This is a genomic window from Terasakiella brassicae, assembly GCF_014641495.1.
GTDB lineage: Bacteria > Pseudomonadota > Alphaproteobacteria > Rhodospirillales > Terasakiellaceae > Terasakiella > Terasakiella brassicae.
The window spans coordinates 36796-57135 of record NZ_BMHV01000021.1; the positions used below are offsets into that span (position 1 = coordinate 36796).

Annotated in this window: 18 protein-coding genes and 1 tRNA gene; 9 read left to right on the plus strand and 10 right to left on the minus strand. The window is 48.3% G+C overall.

The features are described 5' to 3' along the window. Positions 1–56: 56 nt before the first annotated feature. A complete protein-coding gene (locus IEW74_RS13475) occupies positions 57–521 on the plus strand; it encodes a tetratricopeptide repeat protein (RefSeq protein WP_188666110.1) in 465 nt (154 codons plus the stop codon). Between the two features lie 73 nt (positions 522–594). On the opposite strand, the gene IEW74_RS13480 is transcribed toward IEW74_RS13475, so the two are convergent. Beyond that, positions 595–993: a hypothetical protein gene (locus IEW74_RS13480; RefSeq protein WP_188666113.1), complete on the minus strand. Its 399-nt coding sequence runs from the start codon at positions 991–993 to the stop codon at positions 595–597. Beyond that, positions 986–1375, minus strand: coding sequence for a hypothetical protein (locus tag IEW74_RS13485; RefSeq protein ID WP_188666115.1), 390 nt, complete (start codon positions 1373–1375; stop codon positions 986–988). Before IEW74_RS13485 ends, IEW74_RS13480 begins: the two co-directional genes overlap by 8 nt. Positions 1376–1510: 135 nt before the next feature. Here IEW74_RS13485 and IEW74_RS13490 point away from each other — a divergent pair, with 135 nt between their 5' ends. Together IEW74_RS13490 and IEW74_RS13495 are read left to right on the plus strand one after the other, a co-directional pair. After that, on the plus strand, positions 1511–2143 hold the full coding sequence (locus tag IEW74_RS13490) for a S24 family peptidase (RefSeq protein WP_188666118.1): 633 nt from the start codon (positions 1511–1513) through the stop codon (positions 2141–2143). Positions 2144–2424: 281 nt separating this feature from the next. After that, positions 2425–3276: a branched-chain amino acid aminotransferase gene (locus IEW74_RS13495; protein WP_188666120.1), complete on the plus strand. Its 852-nt coding sequence runs from the start codon at positions 2425–2427 to the stop codon at positions 3274–3276. Between the two features lie 541 nt (positions 3277–3817). Here IEW74_RS13495 and IEW74_RS13500 read toward each other — a convergent pair. From IEW74_RS13500 to IEW74_RS13510, 3 genes are all read right to left on the minus strand, one after another. Then, positions 3818–4705 (minus strand): LysR family transcriptional regulator, encoded by an 888-nt coding sequence (locus tag IEW74_RS13500; protein ID WP_188666122.1) that lies wholly within the window; start codon positions 4703–4705, stop codon positions 3818–3820. 119 nt (positions 4706–4824) lie between these two features. Beyond that, positions 4825–5772, minus strand: a complete 948-nt coding sequence (gene trxB / locus IEW74_RS13505; protein WP_188666124.1) for a thioredoxin-disulfide reductase — start codon at positions 5770–5772, stop codon at positions 4825–4827. Positions 5773–5907: 135 nt separating this feature from the next. Continuing rightward, positions 5908–6513, minus strand: a complete 606-nt coding sequence (locus tag IEW74_RS13510) for a peroxiredoxin (protein ID WP_188666126.1) — start codon at positions 6511–6513, stop codon at positions 5908–5910. 351 nt (positions 6514–6864) lie between these two features. Between IEW74_RS13510 and IEW74_RS13515 the strand changes: the two genes are divergently transcribed. Next, on the plus strand, positions 6865–7362 hold the full coding sequence (locus IEW74_RS13515; protein ID WP_188666128.1) for an Lrp/AsnC family transcriptional regulator: 498 nt from the start codon (positions 6865–6867) through the stop codon (positions 7360–7362). Positions 7363–7421: 59 nt separating this feature from the next. On the opposite strand, the gene greA is transcribed toward IEW74_RS13515, so the two are convergent. The 4 genes from greA to carA all read right to left on the minus strand — a co-directional run bounded on the left by greA (position 7422) and on the right by carA (position 12792). After that, positions 7422–7895 (minus strand): transcription elongation factor GreA, encoded by a 474-nt coding sequence (gene greA / locus IEW74_RS13520; protein ID WP_188666131.1) that lies wholly within the window; start codon positions 7893–7895, stop codon positions 7422–7424. An 85-nt stretch (positions 7896–7980) separates the two neighbouring features. Then, on the minus strand, positions 7981–11241 hold the full coding sequence (gene carB, locus IEW74_RS13525; protein ID WP_188666132.1) for a carbamoyl-phosphate synthase large subunit: 3261 nt from the start codon (positions 11239–11241) through the stop codon (positions 7981–7983). An 83-nt stretch (positions 11242–11324) separates the two neighbouring features. Beyond that, positions 11325–11597: a hypothetical protein gene (locus IEW74_RS13530; RefSeq protein WP_188666134.1), complete on the minus strand. Its 273-nt coding sequence runs from the start codon at positions 11595–11597 to the stop codon at positions 11325–11327. A gap of 4 nt (positions 11598–11601) precedes the next feature. Beyond that, a complete protein-coding gene (gene carA, locus IEW74_RS13535; protein ID WP_188666136.1) occupies positions 11602–12792 on the minus strand; it encodes a glutamine-hydrolyzing carbamoyl-phosphate synthase small subunit in 1191 nt (396 codons plus the stop codon). Positions 12793–13029: 237 nt separating this feature from the next. Here carA and IEW74_RS13540 point away from each other — a divergent pair, with 237 nt between their 5' ends. From IEW74_RS13540 to IEW74_RS13560, 5 genes are all read left to right on the plus strand, one after another. Then, positions 13030–13485 carry a GatB/YqeY domain-containing protein gene (locus tag IEW74_RS13540; RefSeq protein ID WP_188666137.1) on the plus strand — a complete coding sequence of 152 codons (456 nt, stop codon included), beginning with the start codon at positions 13030–13032 and terminating at the stop codon, positions 13483–13485. A gap of 104 nt (positions 13486–13589) precedes the next feature. Next, the gene (dnaG, locus tag IEW74_RS13545) at positions 13590–15488 is read left to right on the plus strand and encodes a DNA primase (protein ID WP_188666139.1); all 1899 of its coding nucleotides are present in this window, start codon (positions 13590–13592) and stop codon (positions 15486–15488) included. 107 nt (positions 15489–15595) lie between these two features. Continuing rightward, complete coding sequence (gene rpoD, locus IEW74_RS13550) at positions 15596–17665, plus strand: RNA polymerase sigma factor RpoD (protein WP_188666142.1); 2070 nt, start codon at positions 15596–15598, stop codon at positions 17663–17665. A gap of 74 nt (positions 17666–17739) precedes the next feature. Next, positions 17740–17816 (plus strand) — tRNA-Ile (locus IEW74_RS13555). A 146-nt stretch (positions 17817–17962) separates the two neighbouring features. Continuing rightward, positions 17963–19420: a site-specific integrase gene (locus IEW74_RS13560; protein ID WP_188666144.1), complete on the plus strand. Its 1458-nt coding sequence runs from the start codon at positions 17963–17965 to the stop codon at positions 19418–19420. Here IEW74_RS13560 and IEW74_RS13565 read toward each other — a convergent pair. Further along, positions 19395–19670 (minus strand): DUF6538 domain-containing protein, encoded by a 276-nt coding sequence (locus tag IEW74_RS13565; protein WP_188666145.1) that lies wholly within the window; start codon positions 19668–19670, stop codon positions 19395–19397. The two genes, IEW74_RS13560 and IEW74_RS13565, sit on opposite strands and share 26 nt — an antisense overlap. Positions 19671–20340: the final 670 nt, after the last annotated feature.

Sequence of the window (20340 nt, forward strand, 5' to 3'; positions counted from 1 at the left end):
TGTGAATCAATAACTTAATAAATCCCTTATCCCGTATCCGCGTTAACTTAGGTGTCATGCATTTATACGGACAAGGTATCCCTAAAGATCCAGACAAAGCCCTCGCTTTGTTCACTCAAGGGCATGAGCTAGGTTCATCCTTTTGCTCTGAAGCATTGGCACGCATCTATATTTACGGGGAAGGCGGCATTCCAAAAGATATAGAAAAGGCAAAATTCTATCTTATGTTTGGCGTCGAAGAAGGGATGCCAATCAGCTTATATCTTTTTGCTCAGATGTATTTGCATGGTGTCGGCTATCCACAAAACGAATACCGGGCAGCCCTTTTATTTGCTGAATCAGCAAACGCGGGGCTCCAAAAGGCAAAAGATGAAATTAAACGTATTGAAAGCAATGTGGGCATGCCTTTAGAGGTTTATCTCAAGAAAACCTATAACCACACCCAACCTTTAAAAAACATAAAAATATGCCCGACACCATCGACCAGACGATACAAATGCACAATAACGTGGCAGGACTAACAAAAAACCGGAGTGCTTGAAAAACACTCCGGTCACACTTCTCCTGTTGACTGAGGCTATATGTAGCAAATCCTCACACAGAAGTCAAGATATTTTTTCCTATATTTTCACTTTTTGTTCTATTTAGGTGTAAATAAAGTTGCCACGGCGTGAGAACAAAACGATCACGAATACCAAGAAAACGTTTTACCACCTCCACACAACTCATCGGTGCCAGTGCAAACGGCTGGCTTTTTTGCGCTTGCGGCTCCACCGTCACCACTTGCATCCCCATATCGCGATACCAGCGAATTAGGCCTGCCAGCTCATAACCTTCCAGAATCTTAAGTGTAAAATTATTGCTCAATGGATCAACCCAGATACAGCCCCGGTCTGTCTCCAAGATGACAAAGCAGTGGCGAAAGCCGGATTTCAGAAATTTCAACCACCAGACACCTGTATTGTCGCTAAACACCACCAAGGCTTTACTCATCTCTTTTCTCCTCTTTACACACGATCCCTTTTTTCTGCAAAGCCACCGCCAGACGCCCAAGTGCATCACGCCACAAAGACGCATCTTTTTGTTCTTCACGCATATATTCATCTGGCGGTGTCAGTTTCTCCCCATAAGATCCCAACACCTGTAAATGAGGATTCCCGATCAAACGTTGGCGATAGATATCCATCACGGCACGATAAACATCATCCGGGTCACAAGGACGCGGTGTTTCCACCATCCCCGCCACAAACCGCGCGCCATCCATACGCATCAACTGACACCGCGAAAACCAAAACCAAGCCTCTTCACCATCGGCAAAGGGGACCGTTTCCACATCATGTGTCGGGGGCAAAACAATTCTTTTTGTTGAGGACATAAACATACCTTCCTGCGCATTAAAAAAATAGAACACAACGTGAACATTTATTTATCTTATTTTATTCCTGAGTCAACTAGAAATTTTGCATAAATTCCTATAGCATTCCTATTCCATTTTTAGGATAATACCCCCATGTTAAAACATGCAGACATATGGCGCGCCATTGACCGGCTTGCACACGAATACGGTTTATCCGCATCAGGACTGGCAAAAAAGGCCGGCCTTGATCCAACCACGTTCAATAAAAGCAAACGCTTAACCCGCGAAGGCAAAGCCCGCTGGCCGAGCACGGAAAGTATCGCAAAAATACTGGAAGCCACCCATTCCGACTTATCTGAATTTATTGGCTATGTGCATGGCGAAGGCGGCAAGGGTGTTTTTCGAAATGTCCCCCTGATCGGTCTTGCACAGGCGGGTTCCAACGGATTTTTCGATGACGCTGGCTACCCGACCGGTGGAAGCTGGGACGAAATCCCTTTCCCCGATATTCCAGACGCCAATGCCTATGCCCTTGAAATAACAGGGGCAAGCATGGAACCCGTATATCGCGATGGCGATATCGTTTTGGTCTCCCCCCAAGCCAACATTCGCCGTGGGGATCGTGTTGTCGTCAAAACCCAAGAGGGCGAAGTCATGGCCAAACAATTGCGCCGCCGTTCCGCCCGTCGCATTGAATTACAATCCCTTAATCCCGAATATGAAGACAGGTCATTTGAAATGGAAGAAATCATCTGGATTCATCGCATTATTTGGGCCTCTCAATAATTAAAAGCCGTACAGCCCTTTACGAACAGCCTAAACAAAACTAGGTTTGTCTTCCTATTTTATAAAGGAAGGCACTATGACTTGTTATGAAAATCGCTTTAACGGGCCAATCCCGCAATTTTTAGCCAAAGACTTGTCTTTAGAAAAAAGGTTGAAAAACAGTCGGCTCTATTGTGAACTGGTTAGAAATAAAATTTGGCGGCAGAAGCATTCAAAAAGAACTTCACATATTGAATTCCTGCCCCAACATATAAATGAAGAAAACGCTTAGGGAGTAAACGATGGGGAATATTGGTAGCGGTCAAACGTGGACCTATGTTGACGGACAATGGTTTCCGGACAACCCAAAGATTATGGGACCACGCACACATGGTGTCTGGCTCTCATCCAGCGTCTTTGACGGCGCGCGTGCCTTTAATGGTGTCATCCCCGATCTGGAAGCCCATTGCGAACGTGTCATACAATCGGCACGTATTCTGGGAATGGCCCCCATGTTGAGCACACACGAAATCGTCGAGCTTTCATGGGAAGGGGTCGCAAAATTCCCCGCCGACAGCGAGCTTTACATCTGCCCTATGTTTTATGCAGAAACCGGTTTTATTGCACCCGATCCAGCAAGCACGCGTTTCACCCTGTCTATTTTCGATGCACCCCTTCCTGCCCCCACCGGTTTTACTGCTTGTAAATCCAGTTTTCGCAGGCCTGCACGCGATATGGCACCGACAGATGCCAAGGCATCCTGCCTTTATCCCAATGTCGGGCGCTGCGTCAACGAAGCCAACGAAAAAGGGTTCGATACAGCTGTCGTTTTAGACCCTGTCGGAAACGTGGCTGAATTTGCCTATACCAATCTGTTTTATGTAAAGGATGAATGCCTGTTTACACCGCAGGCAAACGGGACTTTTTTAAACGGGATTACACGTCAAAGAGTCATAAAGCTGGCCAAAGAAAACAACATTGATGTTATTGAAAAGGCGGTTTCCTTTGATGAATTATTTGAGGCGGATGAAATTTTCGGTACCGGTAATTATTTTAAAGTCGGTCCCCTGACGCGTCTGGAAGATCAAACATTCCCGATCGGCCCCTTGACCATGCACCTGCGCGATCTCTATTTCGACTGGGCAAAAAAATAGCCGGACCCGAAGGTCCGGCAAGTCATAACAGGGAGGCTTCACGTCTGGGAGACGTAGGACCAAAAATTTGGCCCAAAAAACGGGGCGGGAACCCCGAAAAATTCATAAACACCGCGTCGCAGCATTTTCTGCGCCTTTATGTATCTTTTTTCACTTGCCCGCGCCAGCCTCTTTTCAACAAGGCAAATATGCATTTTTCGCATAGCTTTAATTTAAATTATTATAAAAACAAGCTTTTATAAGAAGGATGAGATTGCGAAAAGCAAAAAAAAACCGGGTCACGAAGACCCGGCAAGTTTTAACAGGGAGGCTTCACGTCTGGGAGACGTAGGGTCGACCCGTAAAGGGGACCCTCACACTCAGGAAAATCCTGAGGGGAAGAAACTTTGCTGCAACGCAACAAAGTCGATGAACCCTTTGTACCGTGTTGCAGCAATGCAGACCATAGTTAAATAGGTAGATCAGCCATGCAACAACTGCATAGCCCGATCACTATTTATAAAATTACAGCTATTTTTCAACCGCTTGGTCAGTTTTTACCCTAGATTGCCTGCGCCATTTTGCGGACAATAAAATCACGAAATAGGGTAATTCTTTTCGAATTTCGCAATTCTTCGGGATAAACAAAGTAAGTATCAATCACCGGACCACGCAATTCGGGGAGAATCTCGACCAGATTCCCCACTTCCCGGCTCATATATTCCGGCAAAGCCCCAAGGCCGATTCCACTTTGAACCGCGCGATAAATGCCATAAACATTATTCACCCGCAAAGCGGCTGTTCTTCGCGTTCCATCCGTACGACCTGCCGATAACAGCCAATTTAAACCTTGAACCGGCTGTTTCACATCATCGCCATAAACAATAATACGATGGTTATCCAGATCTTTCGCCGTTTTCGGCATCCCATATTTTTTAAGATATTCCGGTGCGCCGTAAATATGGTAAGGCATGCTCCATAAATGACGCTGAATGAGGTCCGGCTGCTTGGGTGCACTCATGCGAATCGCCACATCGGCTTCGCGCATGGATAAATCAAGTTCGTTGTCGGTTAAAACCACGCTCACTTCAATATCGGGATATAATTCGAGGAATTCACGTAACTTGGGCGTTAGCCACGTCGAACCGAATGCCACCGTTGTTGTGATTTTCAGCGTCCCTTGTGGCTTTTCCCGGCTTTCCATCAACTGACTTTCAACCATTGCCAGCTTGGCAAAGACATCATGGGCTGTTTTATAGAGCATTTCGCCCTGCTCTGTCAGGATCAAGCCGCGTGCATGCCTGTGAAAGAGACTCACTTGCAAGCTTTCTTCCAATGCACTGATTTGCCGGCTCACGGCCGATTGGCTGAGATTTAAATTTTCCCCGGCGTGTGTAAAACTGCCTGCTTCTGCAACGGCGTGAAACACACGTAATTTATCCCAATGCATTCAATTTTCCATTCTTCCTGCGCATAGTCGCCATGCATATATAGCATAGATAAGTAAGGCGAAAGGAAAAAACACCCTTTCGCCTCGCAAAAATTCAAATTAATGGAAAATCAGGTCAATCAGTCTTCTTGTTCCCCCAGAAAACGTTCTGCTTCCAAAGCGGCCATACAGCCTGTTCCGGCTGCCGTTACCGCCTGCTGATACACTTTATCCTGTACATCACCAGCGGCATACACCCCTGCAAGACTGGTCTGTGTGCTATCCGATTTGGTCACAATGTAATTTTCATCATCCATTTCCAACTGACCTTGGAAAAGGGATGTATTGGGATCATGTCCAATCGCAATAAAGGTACCGTGTACCGGAATAATTTTCGTTTCATCCGTCTTGACGTTTTTGACTTTAACGCCCGTTACACCAAACGGATCCTCTTCCCCGACAATTTCATCCAGAACACTATCCCAGACCATTTCGACTTTTTCATGCTTCAACAAACGGTCCTGCAAGATTTTTTCAGCCCGTAATTCGTCTCTGCGGTGGATCAAATAAACCTTGGAGGCGAAATTCGTCAAATACAAGGCTTCTTCCACGGCTGTATTGCCGCCACCGACAACAGCGACTTCTTTACCGCGATAGAAGAAACCGTCACAGGTCGCACAGGCCGACACGCCAAAACCTTGATATTTCTGTTCCGATTCCAGTCCCAGCCAACGGGCCGAGGCACCTGTACAAATGACCAATGTATCACCGGAATAAACCGTGCCGGAATCCCCGGTCAATTTAAAGGGACGCGAGGAAAGGTCAGCTTCAATGATGGTGTCATCAAACATCGTCGTTCCGACATTTTCAGCCTGCGCATGAAACTGGTCCATCAACCAAGGTCCCTGAACGGGGTCGGCAAAGCCTGGATAGTTTTCAACGTCCGTTGTAATGGTCAACTGACCACCCGGCTGCAAACCTTTCACCAGAATCGGTTTCAGGTTGGCCCGCGCTGCATAGATGGCAGCGGTATAACCCGCAGGGCCGGAACCGAGGATCAAGACTTTTGAATGATGATGTTCGGACATGAAAATGTATCCTTGTATTAACTGTCGCTGTTTGGGGACGATAATCTATGCACCTTGCCGCAATTGCGCAAGTCAGAAGAAAAAAGGGAAGCCGGAGCCCCCCTTTCTTTCATATTTACTAAGGAATAAAGAACCTTAGAGATTGTCTGCGTTATCTGCCAAATAGGCGGCAACACCGTCCGGCGTTGCTGTCATACCAGAATCGCCTTTGTTCCAGCCTGCCGGGCAAACTTCGCCATGTTCTTCATGGAACATCAACGCATCCAATGTACGCAGTGTCTCATCAACATTACGGCCCAACGGAAGGTCGTTCACCAACTGGTGACGCACAACACCGTTTTTATCGATGATGAATGTGCCACGGAACGCAATACCCGGACCGGTTTTTACACCGTAAGCGGTCACAATGTCTTTGGTGATATCAGCAACCATCGGGAACTGAACCTGACCCAGACCACCTTCGTTTACCGGTGTATTTTTCCATGCAAGGTGTGTGAAGTGCGAATCGATAGAGCAAGCAATCACTTTTGCGCCGCGTTCTTCAAAGGCTTTGACACGGTGGTCAAAAGCGATGATTTCAGAAGGACATACGAACGTAAAGTCCAACGGATAGAAGAACAGAACGCCATAGGAGCCGTCCAGGTAGGATTTGAGGTTAAATTCACCGTCAATGGAGTTATCGCCCATTACGGCCGGTGCTGTAAAATCGGGGGCTTCTTGACCTACGAGAACTTGAGACATTATCTCTTCCTTTTTTAGAATGATTCAAAACTTTATACAGATTATATATCCTCGACCCAGTTTGCAATAGCCAAGTGAAACACTGTAAGTATAGGTACTGTAACGTCTTTTATTTTTATCAGCTAATTAAAATATCACAAAAGCACCTTCATTTTCGATAACAAACCGGAACATTTTTTCTAAAGTACGAGCTAAACCGCCCTAATGGTGTTCTTTTTTTTTCACGTTAATAGAAAAAAACTCTTCCAAAAGAAATTTTATTTCCTATTTTGACGAAGCTTTGCTTGGCTTCCCCCTCGGATCATTGTAATATCATTGCGTCAAACATGGTGTTTTTGGAGTAGAATTATTATGCAAAAGGTCAAACTTGACCGAATCGACAAACGTATTCTTGCAGACCTGCAAGAAGATGGTCGCATGACGAACGTTGAACTGGCTCGCCGTGCTGGCATATCGGCTCCGCCCTGCTTACGCCGTGTGCGCGCTTTGGAAGAAGCCGGTTTTGTGCGGGGCTACCATGCCGACCTCGCCCCTGCCGCACTGGGCTTTAACGTCACCGTCTTCGCTCACGTCGGCTTGAACAGTCAGGCCGAGGTCGATCTGAAGGCGTTTGAAGACCTCGTTCAACAATGGCCTGAGGTTCGCGAATGTCATATGTTGGCGGGTGAAACCGACTTCTTGCTCAAAATTGTCGAGAAAGACTGGGATTCGTACCAGCACTTCCTGACAAAACATCTCACGGCGGCCCCGAATGTCGCCCATGTGAAATCCGCGATGACCATTCGCAGTGCCAAAAACATTCCCGGCGTCCCGATCAAGGTTGACGGGCCGGAACCGGACGAAGAATAGACCCCAAAACAAAAAGGGCCGCCCGAAGGTGGCCCTTTCGTCTTTGGGAAAGTCTGTCGTTATTTATAGTCGACTTCGATAATTTCGTACGATTTCATCCCCCCCGGGGTACGAACTTCAACACTGTCGCCCAGTGATTTTCCAATCAAACCACGCGCCAGCGGTGAACTGACGGAGATTTTACCTTTCTCCAAATCAGCTTCATGCTGACCAACAATTTGATACGTGGTTTCTTCATCGGTTTCTTCATCCGCAACCATCACCGTTGCACCAAAACGGACCACATCACCAGATAATTGGCTGGTATCAATGACTTCAGCAACGCTGATCACGGCTTCCAATTCTTTAATCCGGCCTTCGATAAAGCCCTGTTTTTCACGTGCGGCGTGATATTCGGCATTTTCCGAAAGATCACCATGTTCACGCGCTTCAGCAATCGCGGCAATAACAGCCGGGCGTTCAACTGATTTCAGGTTTTTCAATTCTATTTCAAGCTGAGCGTATCCCTCAGCTGTCATGGGTATCCGGTCCATTGTCTTTTCCCAAAAACAAACAACAAAAATACGACACGCCCCCAGTCCACTGGAGGCGTGGCGTTAAAGTCTCATCCTTCCAAAATTAGAAGGAATTGTCAAAATACGACTGAAGTGATCTGACTTCAAGTACTTCTGCACGCAAAGCATCAATCGCTTCACTTGCCGCATAAGCGCCCGCCATTGTCGTATAGTACGGAATGCCTTGCGTTAAAGTCTCGCGACGAATGGAATAACTGTCCTCAATCGCCTGAATACCCTCGGTCGTATTGATCACCAACTGGATTTCGTCATTCTTGATGGCGTCCACACAATGGGGGCGACCTTCGATCACTTTGTTGACCTGCTTTGTCGAAATCCCTTTGCTTTCCAAGAACTTGGATGTTCCCTCGGTGGCCAGAATGCTAAAGCCCATATCCACAAGTTTTTGCGCAATCGGGGCGATCTTTTCTTTGTCACGTTCTTTCACAGAAATAAAGGCGCAGCCTTCTGTCGGCAGATGCGACCCGGCCCCCATTTGTGATTTCAAAAAGGCGGTCGGGAAATCTTTATCCAGCCCCATGACCTCGCCTGTGGATTTCATTTCCGGGCCTAACAGGACGTCAACACCGGGGAATCGGGCAAACGGGAAAACCGCTTCCTTCACCGCGACATGATCCAGTTTCGGCATTTGGCCTTCCAGACCAAAGTCTGATAATTTCTCACCCGCCATGACACGCGCGCCGATTTTTGCCACCGCAACCCCTGTTGCCTTGGCAACAAACGGCACCGTTCGGGACGCGCGCGGGTTTACCTCGATGATGTAGATAACATCTTCTTTGACCGCGAATTGCACGTTCATCAAACCAATGACTTTCAAGGCCTTGGCCAGCGCAACCGCCTGATCTTTCAACTCGCCAATGATTTTATCGCTCAAGGAATAAGGCGGCAAGGAACAAGCAGAGTCACCGGAGTGAATACCTGCTTCTTCAATATGTTGCATAATCCCGGCGATATAAACATTGCCGTCACAATCCCCGATCGCATCCACATCGACTTCAATCGCATCTTGCAAGAAGCTGTCCAGCAAAACCGGGCTATCCCCGGATACTTTCACCGCATCTTTCATATAGCGTTTCAAACGATCCATAGAATGAACGATTTCCATCGCCCGTCCGCCCAAAACATAAGATGGACGAATAACCAGCGGGAACCCGATACTTTCGGCAACTTTCAGGGCTTCCTCTTCAGAACGGGCCAAGCCGTTTGACGGTTGTTTCAGCCCCAGCTCTGCCAATAATTGTTGGAAACGTTCACGGTCTTCTGCCAGATCGATGGCATCCACACTTGTTCCCAAAATCGGAATATCGGCCTTTTCCAGCGCATTCGCCAACTTCAAAGGCGTTTGTCCACCATACTGAACGATAACCCCTTTAACCGTGCCATTGCCTTGCTCAACACGGATCAGCTCAATCACATCTTCTTCTGTCAGCGGTTCAAAATACAAACGATCGGATGTATCGTAATCGGTGGAAACCGTTTCCGGGTTACAGTTGACCATGATGGTCTCGTAACCCGCCTCTTTCAACGCATAGGATGCATGAACGCAGCAGTAATCAAATTCAATCCCCTGCCCGATCCGGTTCGGACCGCCACCAAGGATAATGACTTTTTCACGGTTTGACGGATCAGATTCACATTCCGGGACGCTTACCCCATCGCCTTCATAGGCTGAATACATATAAGAGGTCTTGGACGGGAATTCCGCCGCACAAGTATCCACCCGTTTATAAGTCGGGTGGATGTTTAAGACGTGACGGCGATAGCTCACGACTTTGATGTCGCGTCCGGTCAATTCAGAAATCCGTTTATCGGAGAAGCCCATCTTTTTATAACGCTGTAAATCATCCGCTGAACGCGGCAGACCTTTCAAGGAAAGCTCTTCTTCCGCCTTGATCAGGCCTTCGATTTGGCGCAGGAACCACGGTTCATACTTACACGCCGCTTGAATTTCTTCCATGCTCAACCCATGACGGAAGGCTTGCGCAATCACCAGCAAACGGTCAGAACGCGGCTTTTGCAATTCACGGATCACGGCCATTTTACCGTCCGGCCCATCGGCTCCTTCGATTTCCACTTCGTTCAAACCGGTTAAGCCGGTTTCCATAGAACGCAGGCCCTTTTGCAAGGATTCCTGGAAGGTTCGACCGATTGACATGGCCTCACCTACTGATTTCATCGCTGTCGACAAGCTATCATCGGTGCCCGGGAATTTTTCAAATGTGAAACGCGGGATTTTAGTGACAACGTAATCGATACTCGGTTCGAACGAGGCCGGTGTGCAGCCTGTAATGTCGTTATCCAGTTCATCCAGCGTATAGCCCACCGCCAGCTTGGCAGCAATTTTGGCAATCGGGAAACCGGTTGCCTTGGATGCCAGCGCAGACGAACGCGACACACGCGGGTTCATTTCAATAACGATCATACGACCGTCTTTCGGGTTCACGGTAAACTGAACGTTTGATCCCCCGGTATCCACACCGATTTCACGCAGAACCGCCAGCGAGGCATTCCGCATGATTTGATATTCTTTATCCGTCAAGGTCATCGCCGGAGCAACCGTGATGGAATCGCCTGTATGAACGCCCATCGGATCGACGTTTTCGATGGAACAGATAATAATGCAGTTGTCGTTCTTGTCGCGAACAACTTCCATTTCATATTCTTTCCAACCCAAAAGCGATTCTTCCACCAACACTTCAGATGTCGGCGAGGCCGCCAGACCGCTGGCAACAATTTGTTCGAACTCTTCTTTGTTATAAGCCACACCGCCGCCGGTACCGCCCAGTGTGAAAGACGGGCGAATAATGACCGGCAGACCGATATCCTTCAGGGCCTCATTGGCTTCTGCGCGTGTGTGGCACACAAATGAGCGGGCATTTTCCAGACCGATTTTTTCCATTGCCGCGCGGAAACGTTCGCGGTTTTCCGCCTTGTCAATGGCATCCGCCGTTGCACCGATCATCTCGATCCCCAGGCGTTCCAGTGTCCCGTTGTCATAAAGGGCAAGGGCCGTATTCAGGGCCGTCTGTCCACCCATCGTCGGTAACAGGGCATCCGGTTTTTCTTTTTCAAGGATCTTGGCAACCACATCCGGGGTAATCGGTTCAATGTAGGTTGCGTCCGCCATGCTCGGGTCCGTCATAATGGTTGCCGGGTTGGAGTTCACCAAAATCACCCGATAGCCTTCCTCACGCAACGCTTTACAGGCTTGTGCACCTGAATAGTCAAATTCACAAGCTTGCCCGATCACAATGGGACCGGCACCAATAATCATAATCGATTTAATATCTGTACGTTTTGGCATGACTAACCTTATCGTCTTTCATGTTGAGGTTTACACCCCGGTTAATTCGTCATTTCTGCCTGCACAAAAATGACGCCTATTACTTAACGGCTCAAATACCCGGCCAGATCCAGCCCGTGCAAGGTTATGGAGGCCATGAACGGAGGCGTTGGGGCAACGTGGAGTTCATGATCTTCCAAAATAACCGCACCGGCATCGCAGAGTTCTTCGAGCCAGTCGGCAAGCTCGCTCACATTGGAAAAGCTTACCAAAAATTCATCGCAAATTTCTTCCACATTTCGAAACACCCCACCCGGCAACTGGTCATCCTGTGCCAGTGCGTCAAGCAGTTTGGTTGCGAAAGGTGAAAGAGACATGGAATTATTTCGCCTTACCCATCATTTCGACAAAACGGTCGAATAAATAGTGGCTATCCTGCGGCCCCGGCGAAGCTTCGGGGTGGTGCTGCACGGAAAAGACCGGCTTATCATCCAACGCAATCCCTTCGATCGTTTTATCAAACAGGGAACGATGGGTGACACGCACGTTTTTCGGCAAGGTTTCCTCGTCCACCACAAAGCCGTGGTTCTGTGAGGTGATTTCCACCTTGCCAGTTTCCAGATCTTTTACCGGATGGTTGCCACCGCGATGGCCCAAATGCATTTTATACGTCTTTGCACCAAGGGCAAGACAAGTCATCTGGTGCCCCAGACAAATGCCAAACAAAGGCTTGCCACTGTCCATCACCTTCTGGATCATCGGGACAGCATATTCACCTGTCGCGGCCGGGTCGCCCGGACCATTGGACAAAAACACCCCATCCGGGTTGTATGCGAGAATATCCTCACCGGATGTATTGCCCGGAACCACCGTCACCCGGCACCCTGCGGCTGTCAGACAACGCAAAATGTTGCGTTTAGCACCGAAATCAACGGCGACAACATGGAATTTCGGATCAGCCTGTTTGCCGTATCCTTCGCCCAGTTTCCAGACGCTTTCATCCCATTCATAAGGCGCAGCACACATGACATCTTTCGCCAAATCCATCCCTTCCAGACCGGGGAAGGAATTGGACATGGTGTTCAACGCATCCAGATCAATGTCCTGTCCGGCAGGTAAGTGAATAATCGTCCCGCCCGGTGCGCCGTTATCGCGGATATGACGTGTCAAACGGCGGGTATCCACCCCGCTGATGCCAACCAGATTGGAGGCTTTCATCCAGGCATCAAAATGTTCGGCTGCGCGGAAGTTGGCCGGTTCCGTAATATCGGCCCGCAAAATACAGCCGCGTGCTGCCGGTTTGGCTGTTTCAATATCTTCGGCATTCGTGCCCACATTCCCGATATGCGGGAAGGTGAACGTGATGATCTGCCCGGCATAAGACGGATCGGTCATAATTTCCTGATAGCCGGTGATGGAGGTGTTAAAGCAAACTTCGCCGATGGCGACACCTTCCACACCAACACCTTTCCCCCAGAAAACGGTTCCATCTGTCAATACCAGCGCGGCATTGGCATTCTGGGGACGGGCTTTAGGCGGCATAGGCGCAACGGGCGCTTGTGTCTGCGACATATCGACGTGTCCTTCATCTACAAAGAGCTATTTAAATCGAGTCTTGCCCAAATGGCTGTGCATCAGCGCATAGGCAAATTGGCGCGTTGATAAAGAAATCTTACACTGGCGTCAAGGGGAAGTCTAAAATAAAATTTATTGTTATTTTTCAATGACTTATAAAAAAGTAATTTATTGCTTTTTCCTACAAATTGCGATAAGTTTCTTGCTTTCCTGAAAACAAGAGATATCAAGGTCATGCTTCGCGAGCAGATTAAATCCGCCTTAAAAGAGGCGATGATAGCTAAAAACACGCATAAAGTTTCCACCCTGCGCCTTATTATGGCCGCCCTGAAGGACCGCGACATTGCGGCCCGGACTCAGGACAAGCCGGACGGGATCGGTGAAGACGAAATTCTCGCCATGTTGCAATCCATGATCAAGCAACGTCGTGACAGTATCACCATGTACGAAAACGGTGGTCGTCTCGAATTGGCAGAACAAGAGGCGGCAGAAATCACCATTATCGAAGGCTTCCTTCCCAAGCAATTGAACGAAGAAGAAATCGCTAAAGTGGTTGACGAAATCATTACCGAATTGGGGGCAACCACCTTAAAAGACATGGGTGCCACCATGAAAGCCTTGCGTGATCGCTATGCTGGCCAAATGGATTTTGGTAAAGCCAGTGCAATTATTAAAGAGCGCCTCGCCTAAACAACGTGCATTTTGAAAACGGCCCCTTTTCAAATATAAGGGGTCGTTCTATGTGAAAAGTAAATGACCTTTCGCATATTAAAAAGGACGGACAATAGAATAAGATGGCCATCCCCCCCGGATTTCTTGACGAACTAAGAAACCGCATCTCCGTTTCCGAGATTGTCGGCAAACGGGTCAAGCTTATCAAAAAAGGGCGCGAACATTCCGGGCTCTGTCCGTTCCATAACGAAAAGTCACCTTCCTTCACCGTCAATGACGACAAAGGGTTTTACCACTGCTTTGGCTGTGGTGCCCACGGGAGTGCTCTCGACTTTCTAATGAATACCGAAGGGTTAAACTTCCCCGAGGCCGTCGAACGGCTGGCGGTTCAAGCCGGCATGGAAGTACCGCAAGACACGCCCGAACAGCGCGAACGGGTAGAACGGCGCAACACCCTTTATGACGTGATGGAAGCCGCTTGTGCCTATTATGAAAAAATGCTCCGTATGCCGGAAGGGCGCATCGGCCTTTCCTATTTCCGGGAACGCGGGCTCAGCGAAGAAACCATCAAACATTTTCGACTCGGCTATTCACCAAACATCCCCGGCGGATTAAAAGCCGCCCTGACACGCCAAGGCATCGAAGAAAGCTTGATGATTGAAGCTGGCCTGCTTATTCAACCCGACGATCCAAATCGAAAAGCCTATGAACGCTTTCGTGAACGTGTCATGTTCCCCATTACAGACCGACGCGGCAAGGTCATTGCCTTTGGCGGACGTATTCTGGGCGATGGTAAACCAAAATATTTAAACTCCCCCGATACCCCACTGTTTCACAAAGGGACCATTCTTTACGGCTTGGCTCAGGCCCGCGAAGAAGCCTACAAAAAAAACAAAATCATTGTGACCGAAGGCTATATGGATGTTATTGCGCTGGCACAGGGCGGCTTTCCCAATGCAGTTGCCCCCTTGGGCACAGCCTTAACCGAAGACCAAATCCAGCTTTTGTGGAAAATGAGCAAAACCCCACTGCTTTGCTTCGATGGCGATGCGGCGGGACAACGGGCCGCCTTGCGCGGTGCCGAACGCGCCCTGCCCCATTTAAAAGCAGGATACTCCTTACATTTTGTCCATCTTCCTGCGGGTGAAGACCCCGATAGCCTGATCCAGAACGAAGGCCGCGCCGCCATGCAAAGCGTCCTGGACAGCGCCATTCCCTTATCTGAACTTTTGTGGCGCACCTGTGTAGAAGGCATAAATCTGGAAACGGCGGAAGATCGTGCGGTTCTAGATGATAATTTAAAAAAACATGCCTTCCAAATTCAGGACGAATCGGTACGGAACCATTTTATTTCGGCTCTAAAAGACCGGATGTGGAAAGAAATTCGCGCTAAAAAAGACACAAACTCTTTCCAAAAACGCCGCGACTGGAAAAATATTGAAAAAAATCACCACACGCATTTGGAAGCAAAAAGCAGCTTAAATACAAAAATAGACGCACAAAAATGGCGGGAGTCCTTGCTTATTGCCGCCGTTATTCTTCATCCACACGTTATGGACGAGGTTGGCGAACGTTTAGGGCTGTTGATTTTCCAAAGCGATTCGCTTGACAAACTTCGTCAGGAAGTTTTAAAGACCGTCGATGGGGATTTAGGCCTTGATTCACCCTCGCTTCAAAGTCTCCTCAGAAAAAATGGGTTTTCAGAACCGCTTGATGATCTGCTTGGCAAATTTCACGCCCCGAATGGCGGGAGATTTATTGGGCACGAGACTTTTTTGCATCCTGATCGCCCCATTGAAGATGTCCTTCGCGGATGGGAAGACGCCTACCGGCTATATATGCAGGAACGCGACCTGGCTGCGGAGTTCAAAGAACTGAAACGTCGCCTAAAGGAAGAAATGAGCCCACAGGTTCTAAGTCAATTTCAGGCTTTGCAAAAACTGATGGGTAAGGTTGATACCGACGAAACCGAGGCACAAAACGGTTCTTACAAGCTAAATGAAGAAGATTTGTTTGATTAACGCTCTTTACATATTTGTCGCGCATCTTACCTAAGGAGTCTCCACTTCTTATTTATTTATAAGAGAGCGTTGGATTTTAAAATTTATTGAGTTTCACGGGGAATCGCATGTCTGCGAAAGCTGCAAATACTACCGAAGCAAAAACCAAACAAGAAGAAGGCGGTGACGGCCCACTTCTTGATTCCCTCGGCGCTGCCGTTAAAAAAATGCTCGCCAAAGGCAAAGAGCGCGGCTTCATCACTTATGACGAGTTGAATACCGCCCTGCCACCGGACAAGATGTCCTCTGAGCAAATTGAAGATACCATGTCCGCCTTGTCTGAAATGGGGATCAATGTCGTCGATAACGAAGAAGTCGACGAAGATGCGCCAGCAGAAGAAGAGGACGAAAAATCCGGCAATATCGACGAAAACGACACGGGGCGCACAGATGACCCGGTTCGTATGTATCTGCGCGAAATGGGCAGCGTCGAACTTTTGTCACGCGAAGGTGAAATTTCCATCGCCAAGCGGATCGAAGCTGGCCGTGAAATGATGATCGGCGGCATTTGCGAAAGCCCGATCACAATCCGTTCCATCATCGAATGGCACGATGCGCTGATTAACGGTGACATTCTCCTGCGCGATATTATTGATCTGGAAACCACATATGGCGGCGGCCCGAACACCGAAGATGTCGCCGCAGCCGAAGATGTGGATGCAGAAGTTGCCGACACCGACAGCCTGACAGCCGATATCGACAACAGTGACGATACGGACGATGATGACGAGGCCGAAATCGAAGCGCCAGAAGGTGTCGATGCCGGCCCCGATGACGACGATCTTTCCGACGAGGAAGACGACGAAAACGGCGAAGAGAGTGAAGGCGACGATGACGAGGCCAATGGCGACGAAAATGGCGATGAAAACAACGTCTCCCTCGCCGCTATGGAAGAACAAATCCTGCCGCAAGTTGTCGAAACATTCGAAAAAATCGCCAAAACCTATGACAAGATGCACAAGGCACAGGAACAACGCCTCACGGCTTTAGGCAAAGGCGAGAAAGTCTCTTCCACAATCGAACGCCGTATTGAAAAACTGCGCCATGAACTCGTGGAATTGATGGAAGGCGTTCACCTGAACAACAGCCGTATCGAAGAGCTTATGGATCACCTTTACGGTCTCAATAAGGCGTTGATGAACTGCGAAGGCCGACTGTTACGTCTGGCAACCGGCTGTCGTGTCTCACGTGCCGATTTCCTCAAACAACATTACGGTCACGAACTTGACCCCAACTGGCTGGAACGCGTTTCTGAACTGCCTGCAAAAGGCTGGCAACGTTTCGCAGAACGTCACGAAGAAGAAATCGTACAACTGCGTGAGCGCATCACCGAAGTTGCCGGTGAAGTCGGTCTGCCGATTCAGGAATACCGCCGTATTGTTTCCACCGTCCAAAAGGGCGAACGCGAAGCCAATCGTGCAAAAAAAGAAATGATCGAAGCCAACTTGCGACTGGTTATTTCCATTGCTAAAAAATACACCAACCGGGGCTTGCAATTCCTTGATCTTATTCAGGAAGGCAACATTGGTCTTATGAAAGCCGTTGATAAATTTGAATATCGTCGCGGCTATAAATTCTCGACCTATGCCACATGGTGGATCCGTCAGGCGATTACCCGTTCTATCGCCGATCAGGCCCGTACAATCCGTATTCCGGTTCACATGATCGAAACCATCAACAAACTGGTGCGCACGTCACGCCAAATGTTGCATGAAATCGGTCGCGAACCCACACCGGAAGAACTGGCTGAAAAGCTGTCCATGCCGCAGGAAAAAGTTCGCAAGGTCCTGAAAATTGCCAAAGAGCCGATCTCTCTTGAAACCCCCATCGGGGACGAGGAAGATAGCCATCTGGGTGATTTCATCGAAGATAAAAATGCCGTTCAACCGCTGGATGCCGCTATTCAGTCCAACCTGCGCAACACCACAACACGTGTCTTGTCCTCTCTGACACCACGTGAAGAACGCGTCCTGCGTATGCGTTTCGGCATCGGGATGAATACGGATCATACATTGGAAGAAGTCGGCCAACAGTTCTCCGTTACACGAGAACGTATCCGACAAATTGAAGCCAAAGCCCTGCGTAAGCTGAAGCACCCAAGCCGCTCACGCAAACTGCGCAGCTTCCTAGATTATTAAACAAAGAAAATCGTCTTTCTAAGACTTGACGTGGCGTGAGTTTCCTTTAAATTCACGCCACTTGTCTTTGGTAAGGGGCAGTAGCTCAGTTGGTTAGAGCCGACCGCTCATAACGGTCTGGTCGGGGGTTCAAGTCCCTCCTGCCCTACCAAACCTCTTTTATATAGTGGTTTCAATAGCTTACAACCTCCTGAACCATAACGGTTCTGGGGTTGTTTTGCTATGTGCACATGGCATTGGTGCTGTCGGTGGTAGGCCAGAGTGTGACACAAAAGTGTGTCACATCAGGTGCCGATTATGAGCCGGGTAGCGGGTCTATATCGGCGTGGAAACGTCTGGCAATACCGTGTCCGGGTGCCGATGGATATACGGTTAATTTTGAACCGTGAATTCATCAGACGGTCTTTAAAAACAGCGGATTACGGTGAAGCATTACGTCGGGTAAGAACGGTGTCATATGACATTGCAATGATGTTTGATGATGTTCGTCGTAATGGTGATGGGGTCTCGATAAAACTGGCACACAAAACTGTGACACAAGGCCCGTTTTCTACCACAAAATCATCACCAGATTCGTCAGAAAATATTTCGAACCCGTTTCGAAATATCGAGATTGATGATCTGATTGCAAACATCACCAATCGGGTTCTTGTAGGCATGGGCCACAAAGCACCCAATGGGCCTGTTGTGACCCTTGAAGAATTATTCAAGCGATACATGGATGATCCGATGAAAAAGCGATCAAACAAATCCATCATTGAATATAATGCTGTTTATGGCGTTTTAAGCAGTGTCATCGGTAAGAACACACCCATTGTTCAAATTGATCGCACTGTGTGCAGACAGACACTTGAAGTTCTCCGATATTTGCCACCGCATGCTCAAAGACGATTTCCCGGTAAATCATGGCGGAAAATATCCGAAATCGCGAAGAAGCGTGGCTTAGAAACATTATCACCATCGACCATCAATAAATATCTTCTGAACTTATCAGCACTGTTGAACTGGGCAGTGAAAGAAGATTTGTTGACCCGCAATCCCGCTCGCGGTCTTCAATTGGAAGAAGATGTGAAGGCAAAAGACAAACGATTGCCATTCAGCGATACTCAACTGCTTAAAATATTTTCAAACCCGGTGTTCACCAAGCAGGCATACAAATCTTGGCCCAGCCGCTTCTGGATACCCATCATCGCCCTTTATTCTGGTATGCGTCTGAATGAGATTTGCCAGATGAACGCCGAAGACATTCTTGAACTTGATGGTGTATTATGCTTCCACATAACCGACAAAGCCATTCATGGTCCTAATGATAAAAACGTAAAGACTGCCGCGTCAGAGCGTGTAGTGCCGGTTCACAAGCGTATTCTCGACCAAAACTTCACAGAATACCACTCTACGCTGCCAAAAGCTGGCAAACTATTCCCCGACCTTCCAAAGATTGAAGGAGCCTATTTGTCGCATGCGTTCAGCAAATATTTTCCGCAGTTTCTAACACGCTGCAATGCCCGTGAAGAACGCACTTCGTTTCACAGTTTTAGACATAATTTCAGGGACGCAATGCGTAACGCAGGAATTCAGCATGATGTAGCCTTGGCCCTTGGTGGTTGGACTGGCAACCGTGGTGTAGAAGCCAGCTATGGTCGCGGCTACTCCGTATCGGTGCTATCGAATGCACTGAACATGATCTGCTACTCAGACCTTGAAGGTTGCAATAAGACGATCTTCGGCATTAAAGAAAGCGATGCCAGCTATTGATGAAGAAGTTCCAGCGTTGCAGGCTACGCCTCCAACGACGGACCCCATCACCATTACGACGAACATCATCAAACATCATTGCAATGTCATATGACACCGTTCTTACCCGACGTAATGCTTCACCGTAATCCGCTGTTTTTAAAGACCGTCTGATGAATTCACGGTTCAAAATTAACCGTATATCCATCGGCACCCGGACACGGTATTGCCAGACGTTTCCACGCCGATATAGACCCGCTACCCGGCTCATAATCGGCACCTGATGTGACACACTTTTGTGTCACACTCTGGCCTACCACCGACAGCACCAATGCCATGTGCACATAGCAAAACAACCCCAGAACCGTTATGGTTCAGGAGGTTGTAAGCTATTGAAACCACTAAATAAAAGAGGTTTGGTAGGGCAGGAGGGATCAACAAAAACACCAACTATAACAACGCACTAGCGTTTCATACGCATGGTTCAATGGCAAGTCCGGTGTTGGAATGCGGCTGGTATTTCTTTGGAATGACGGGATACTTGGAATCTCAAGTAATTTTGCATTTTGGACACGAAAATGACCTTCTGTGATAAGTAATAGATATAAAATGACGGTAGGATCACACCTGCCGTATAATGCAACATCTGACGGTGTGAATCGTTGGGTCAGAGGATCATAAAAGACAACGCCTAAAACACGCCGGGAAGACTGACCGGGGGTATGAGTGGGTATCCTCCCCACGACTGGAAGATCGTTGTATCGTATCCCGCAAACGACGGTTCGCTAACAAGCAACCTGTTCCGACGCTGATCTTAGATACAAAGGTTCCGTGCCAGCCTAAACAAACAGGATAAAGGAGTTGGCTCTGTGAGAACATCACAACCAACAACTTCCAAGATATTGCTGCATTCATATTTTGGAAGCACCGGTGAGGGCCTC

Bases quoted from the DNA above. Each gene is read 5' to 3' on its own strand.
- IEW74_RS13485 (WP_188666115.1), bottom strand. From the start codon at position 1,375: ATGTCCTCAACAAAAAGAATTGTTTTGCCCCCGACACATGATGTGGAA.
- IEW74_RS13560 (WP_188666144.1), top strand. From the start codon at position 17,963: ATGAGCCGGGTAGCGGGTCTATATCGGCGTGGAAACGTCTGGCAATAC.
- IEW74_RS13475 (WP_188666110.1), top strand. From the start codon at position 57: ATGCATTTATACGGACAAGGTATCCCTAAAGATCCAGACAAAGCCCTC.
- greA (WP_188666131.1), bottom strand. From the start codon at position 7,895: ATGGACCGGATACCCATGACAGCTGAGGGATACGCTCAGCTTGAAATA.
- IEW74_RS13495 (WP_188666120.1), top strand. From the start codon at position 2,425: ATGGGGAATATTGGTAGCGGTCAAACGTGGACCTATGTTGACGGACAA.
- IEW74_RS13510 (WP_188666126.1), bottom strand. From the start codon at position 6,513: ATGTCTCAAGTTCTCGTAGGTCAAGAAGCCCCCGATTTTACAGCACCG.
- trxB (WP_188666124.1), bottom strand. From the start codon at position 5,772: ATGTCCGAACATCATCATTCAAAAGTCTTGATCCTCGGTTCCGGCCCT.
- IEW74_RS13480 (WP_188666113.1), bottom strand. From the start codon at position 993: ATGAGTAAAGCCTTGGTGGTGTTTAGCGACAATACAGGTGTCTGGTGG.
- IEW74_RS13540 (WP_188666137.1), top strand. From the start codon at position 13,030: ATGCTTCGCGAGCAGATTAAATCCGCCTTAAAAGAGGCGATGATAGCT.
- carA (WP_188666136.1), bottom strand. From the start codon at position 12,792: ATGTCGCAGACACAAGCGCCCGTTGCGCCTATGCCGCCTAAAGCCCGT.
- IEW74_RS13500 (WP_188666122.1), bottom strand. From the start codon at position 4,705: ATGCATTGGGATAAATTACGTGTGTTTCACGCCGTTGCAGAAGCAGGC.
- IEW74_RS13530 (WP_188666134.1), bottom strand. From the start codon at position 11,597: ATGTCTCTTTCACCTTTCGCAACCAAACTGCTTGACGCACTGGCACAG.
- carB (WP_188666132.1), bottom strand. From the start codon at position 11,241: ATGCCAAAACGTACAGATATTAAATCGATTATGATTATTGGTGCCGGT.
- IEW74_RS13515 (WP_188666128.1), top strand. From the start codon at position 6,865: ATGCAAAAGGTCAAACTTGACCGAATCGACAAACGTATTCTTGCAGAC.
- IEW74_RS13565 (WP_188666145.1), bottom strand. From the start codon at position 19,670: ATGAGCCGGGTAGCGGGTCTATATCGGCGTGGAAACGTCTGGCAATAC.
- IEW74_RS13490 (WP_188666118.1), top strand. From the start codon at position 1,511: ATGTTAAAACATGCAGACATATGGCGCGCCATTGACCGGCTTGCACAC.
- rpoD (WP_188666142.1), top strand. From the start codon at position 15,596: ATGTCTGCGAAAGCTGCAAATACTACCGAAGCAAAAACCAAACAAGAA.
- dnaG (WP_188666139.1), top strand. From the start codon at position 13,590: ATGGCCATCCCCCCCGGATTTCTTGACGAACTAAGAAACCGCATCTCC.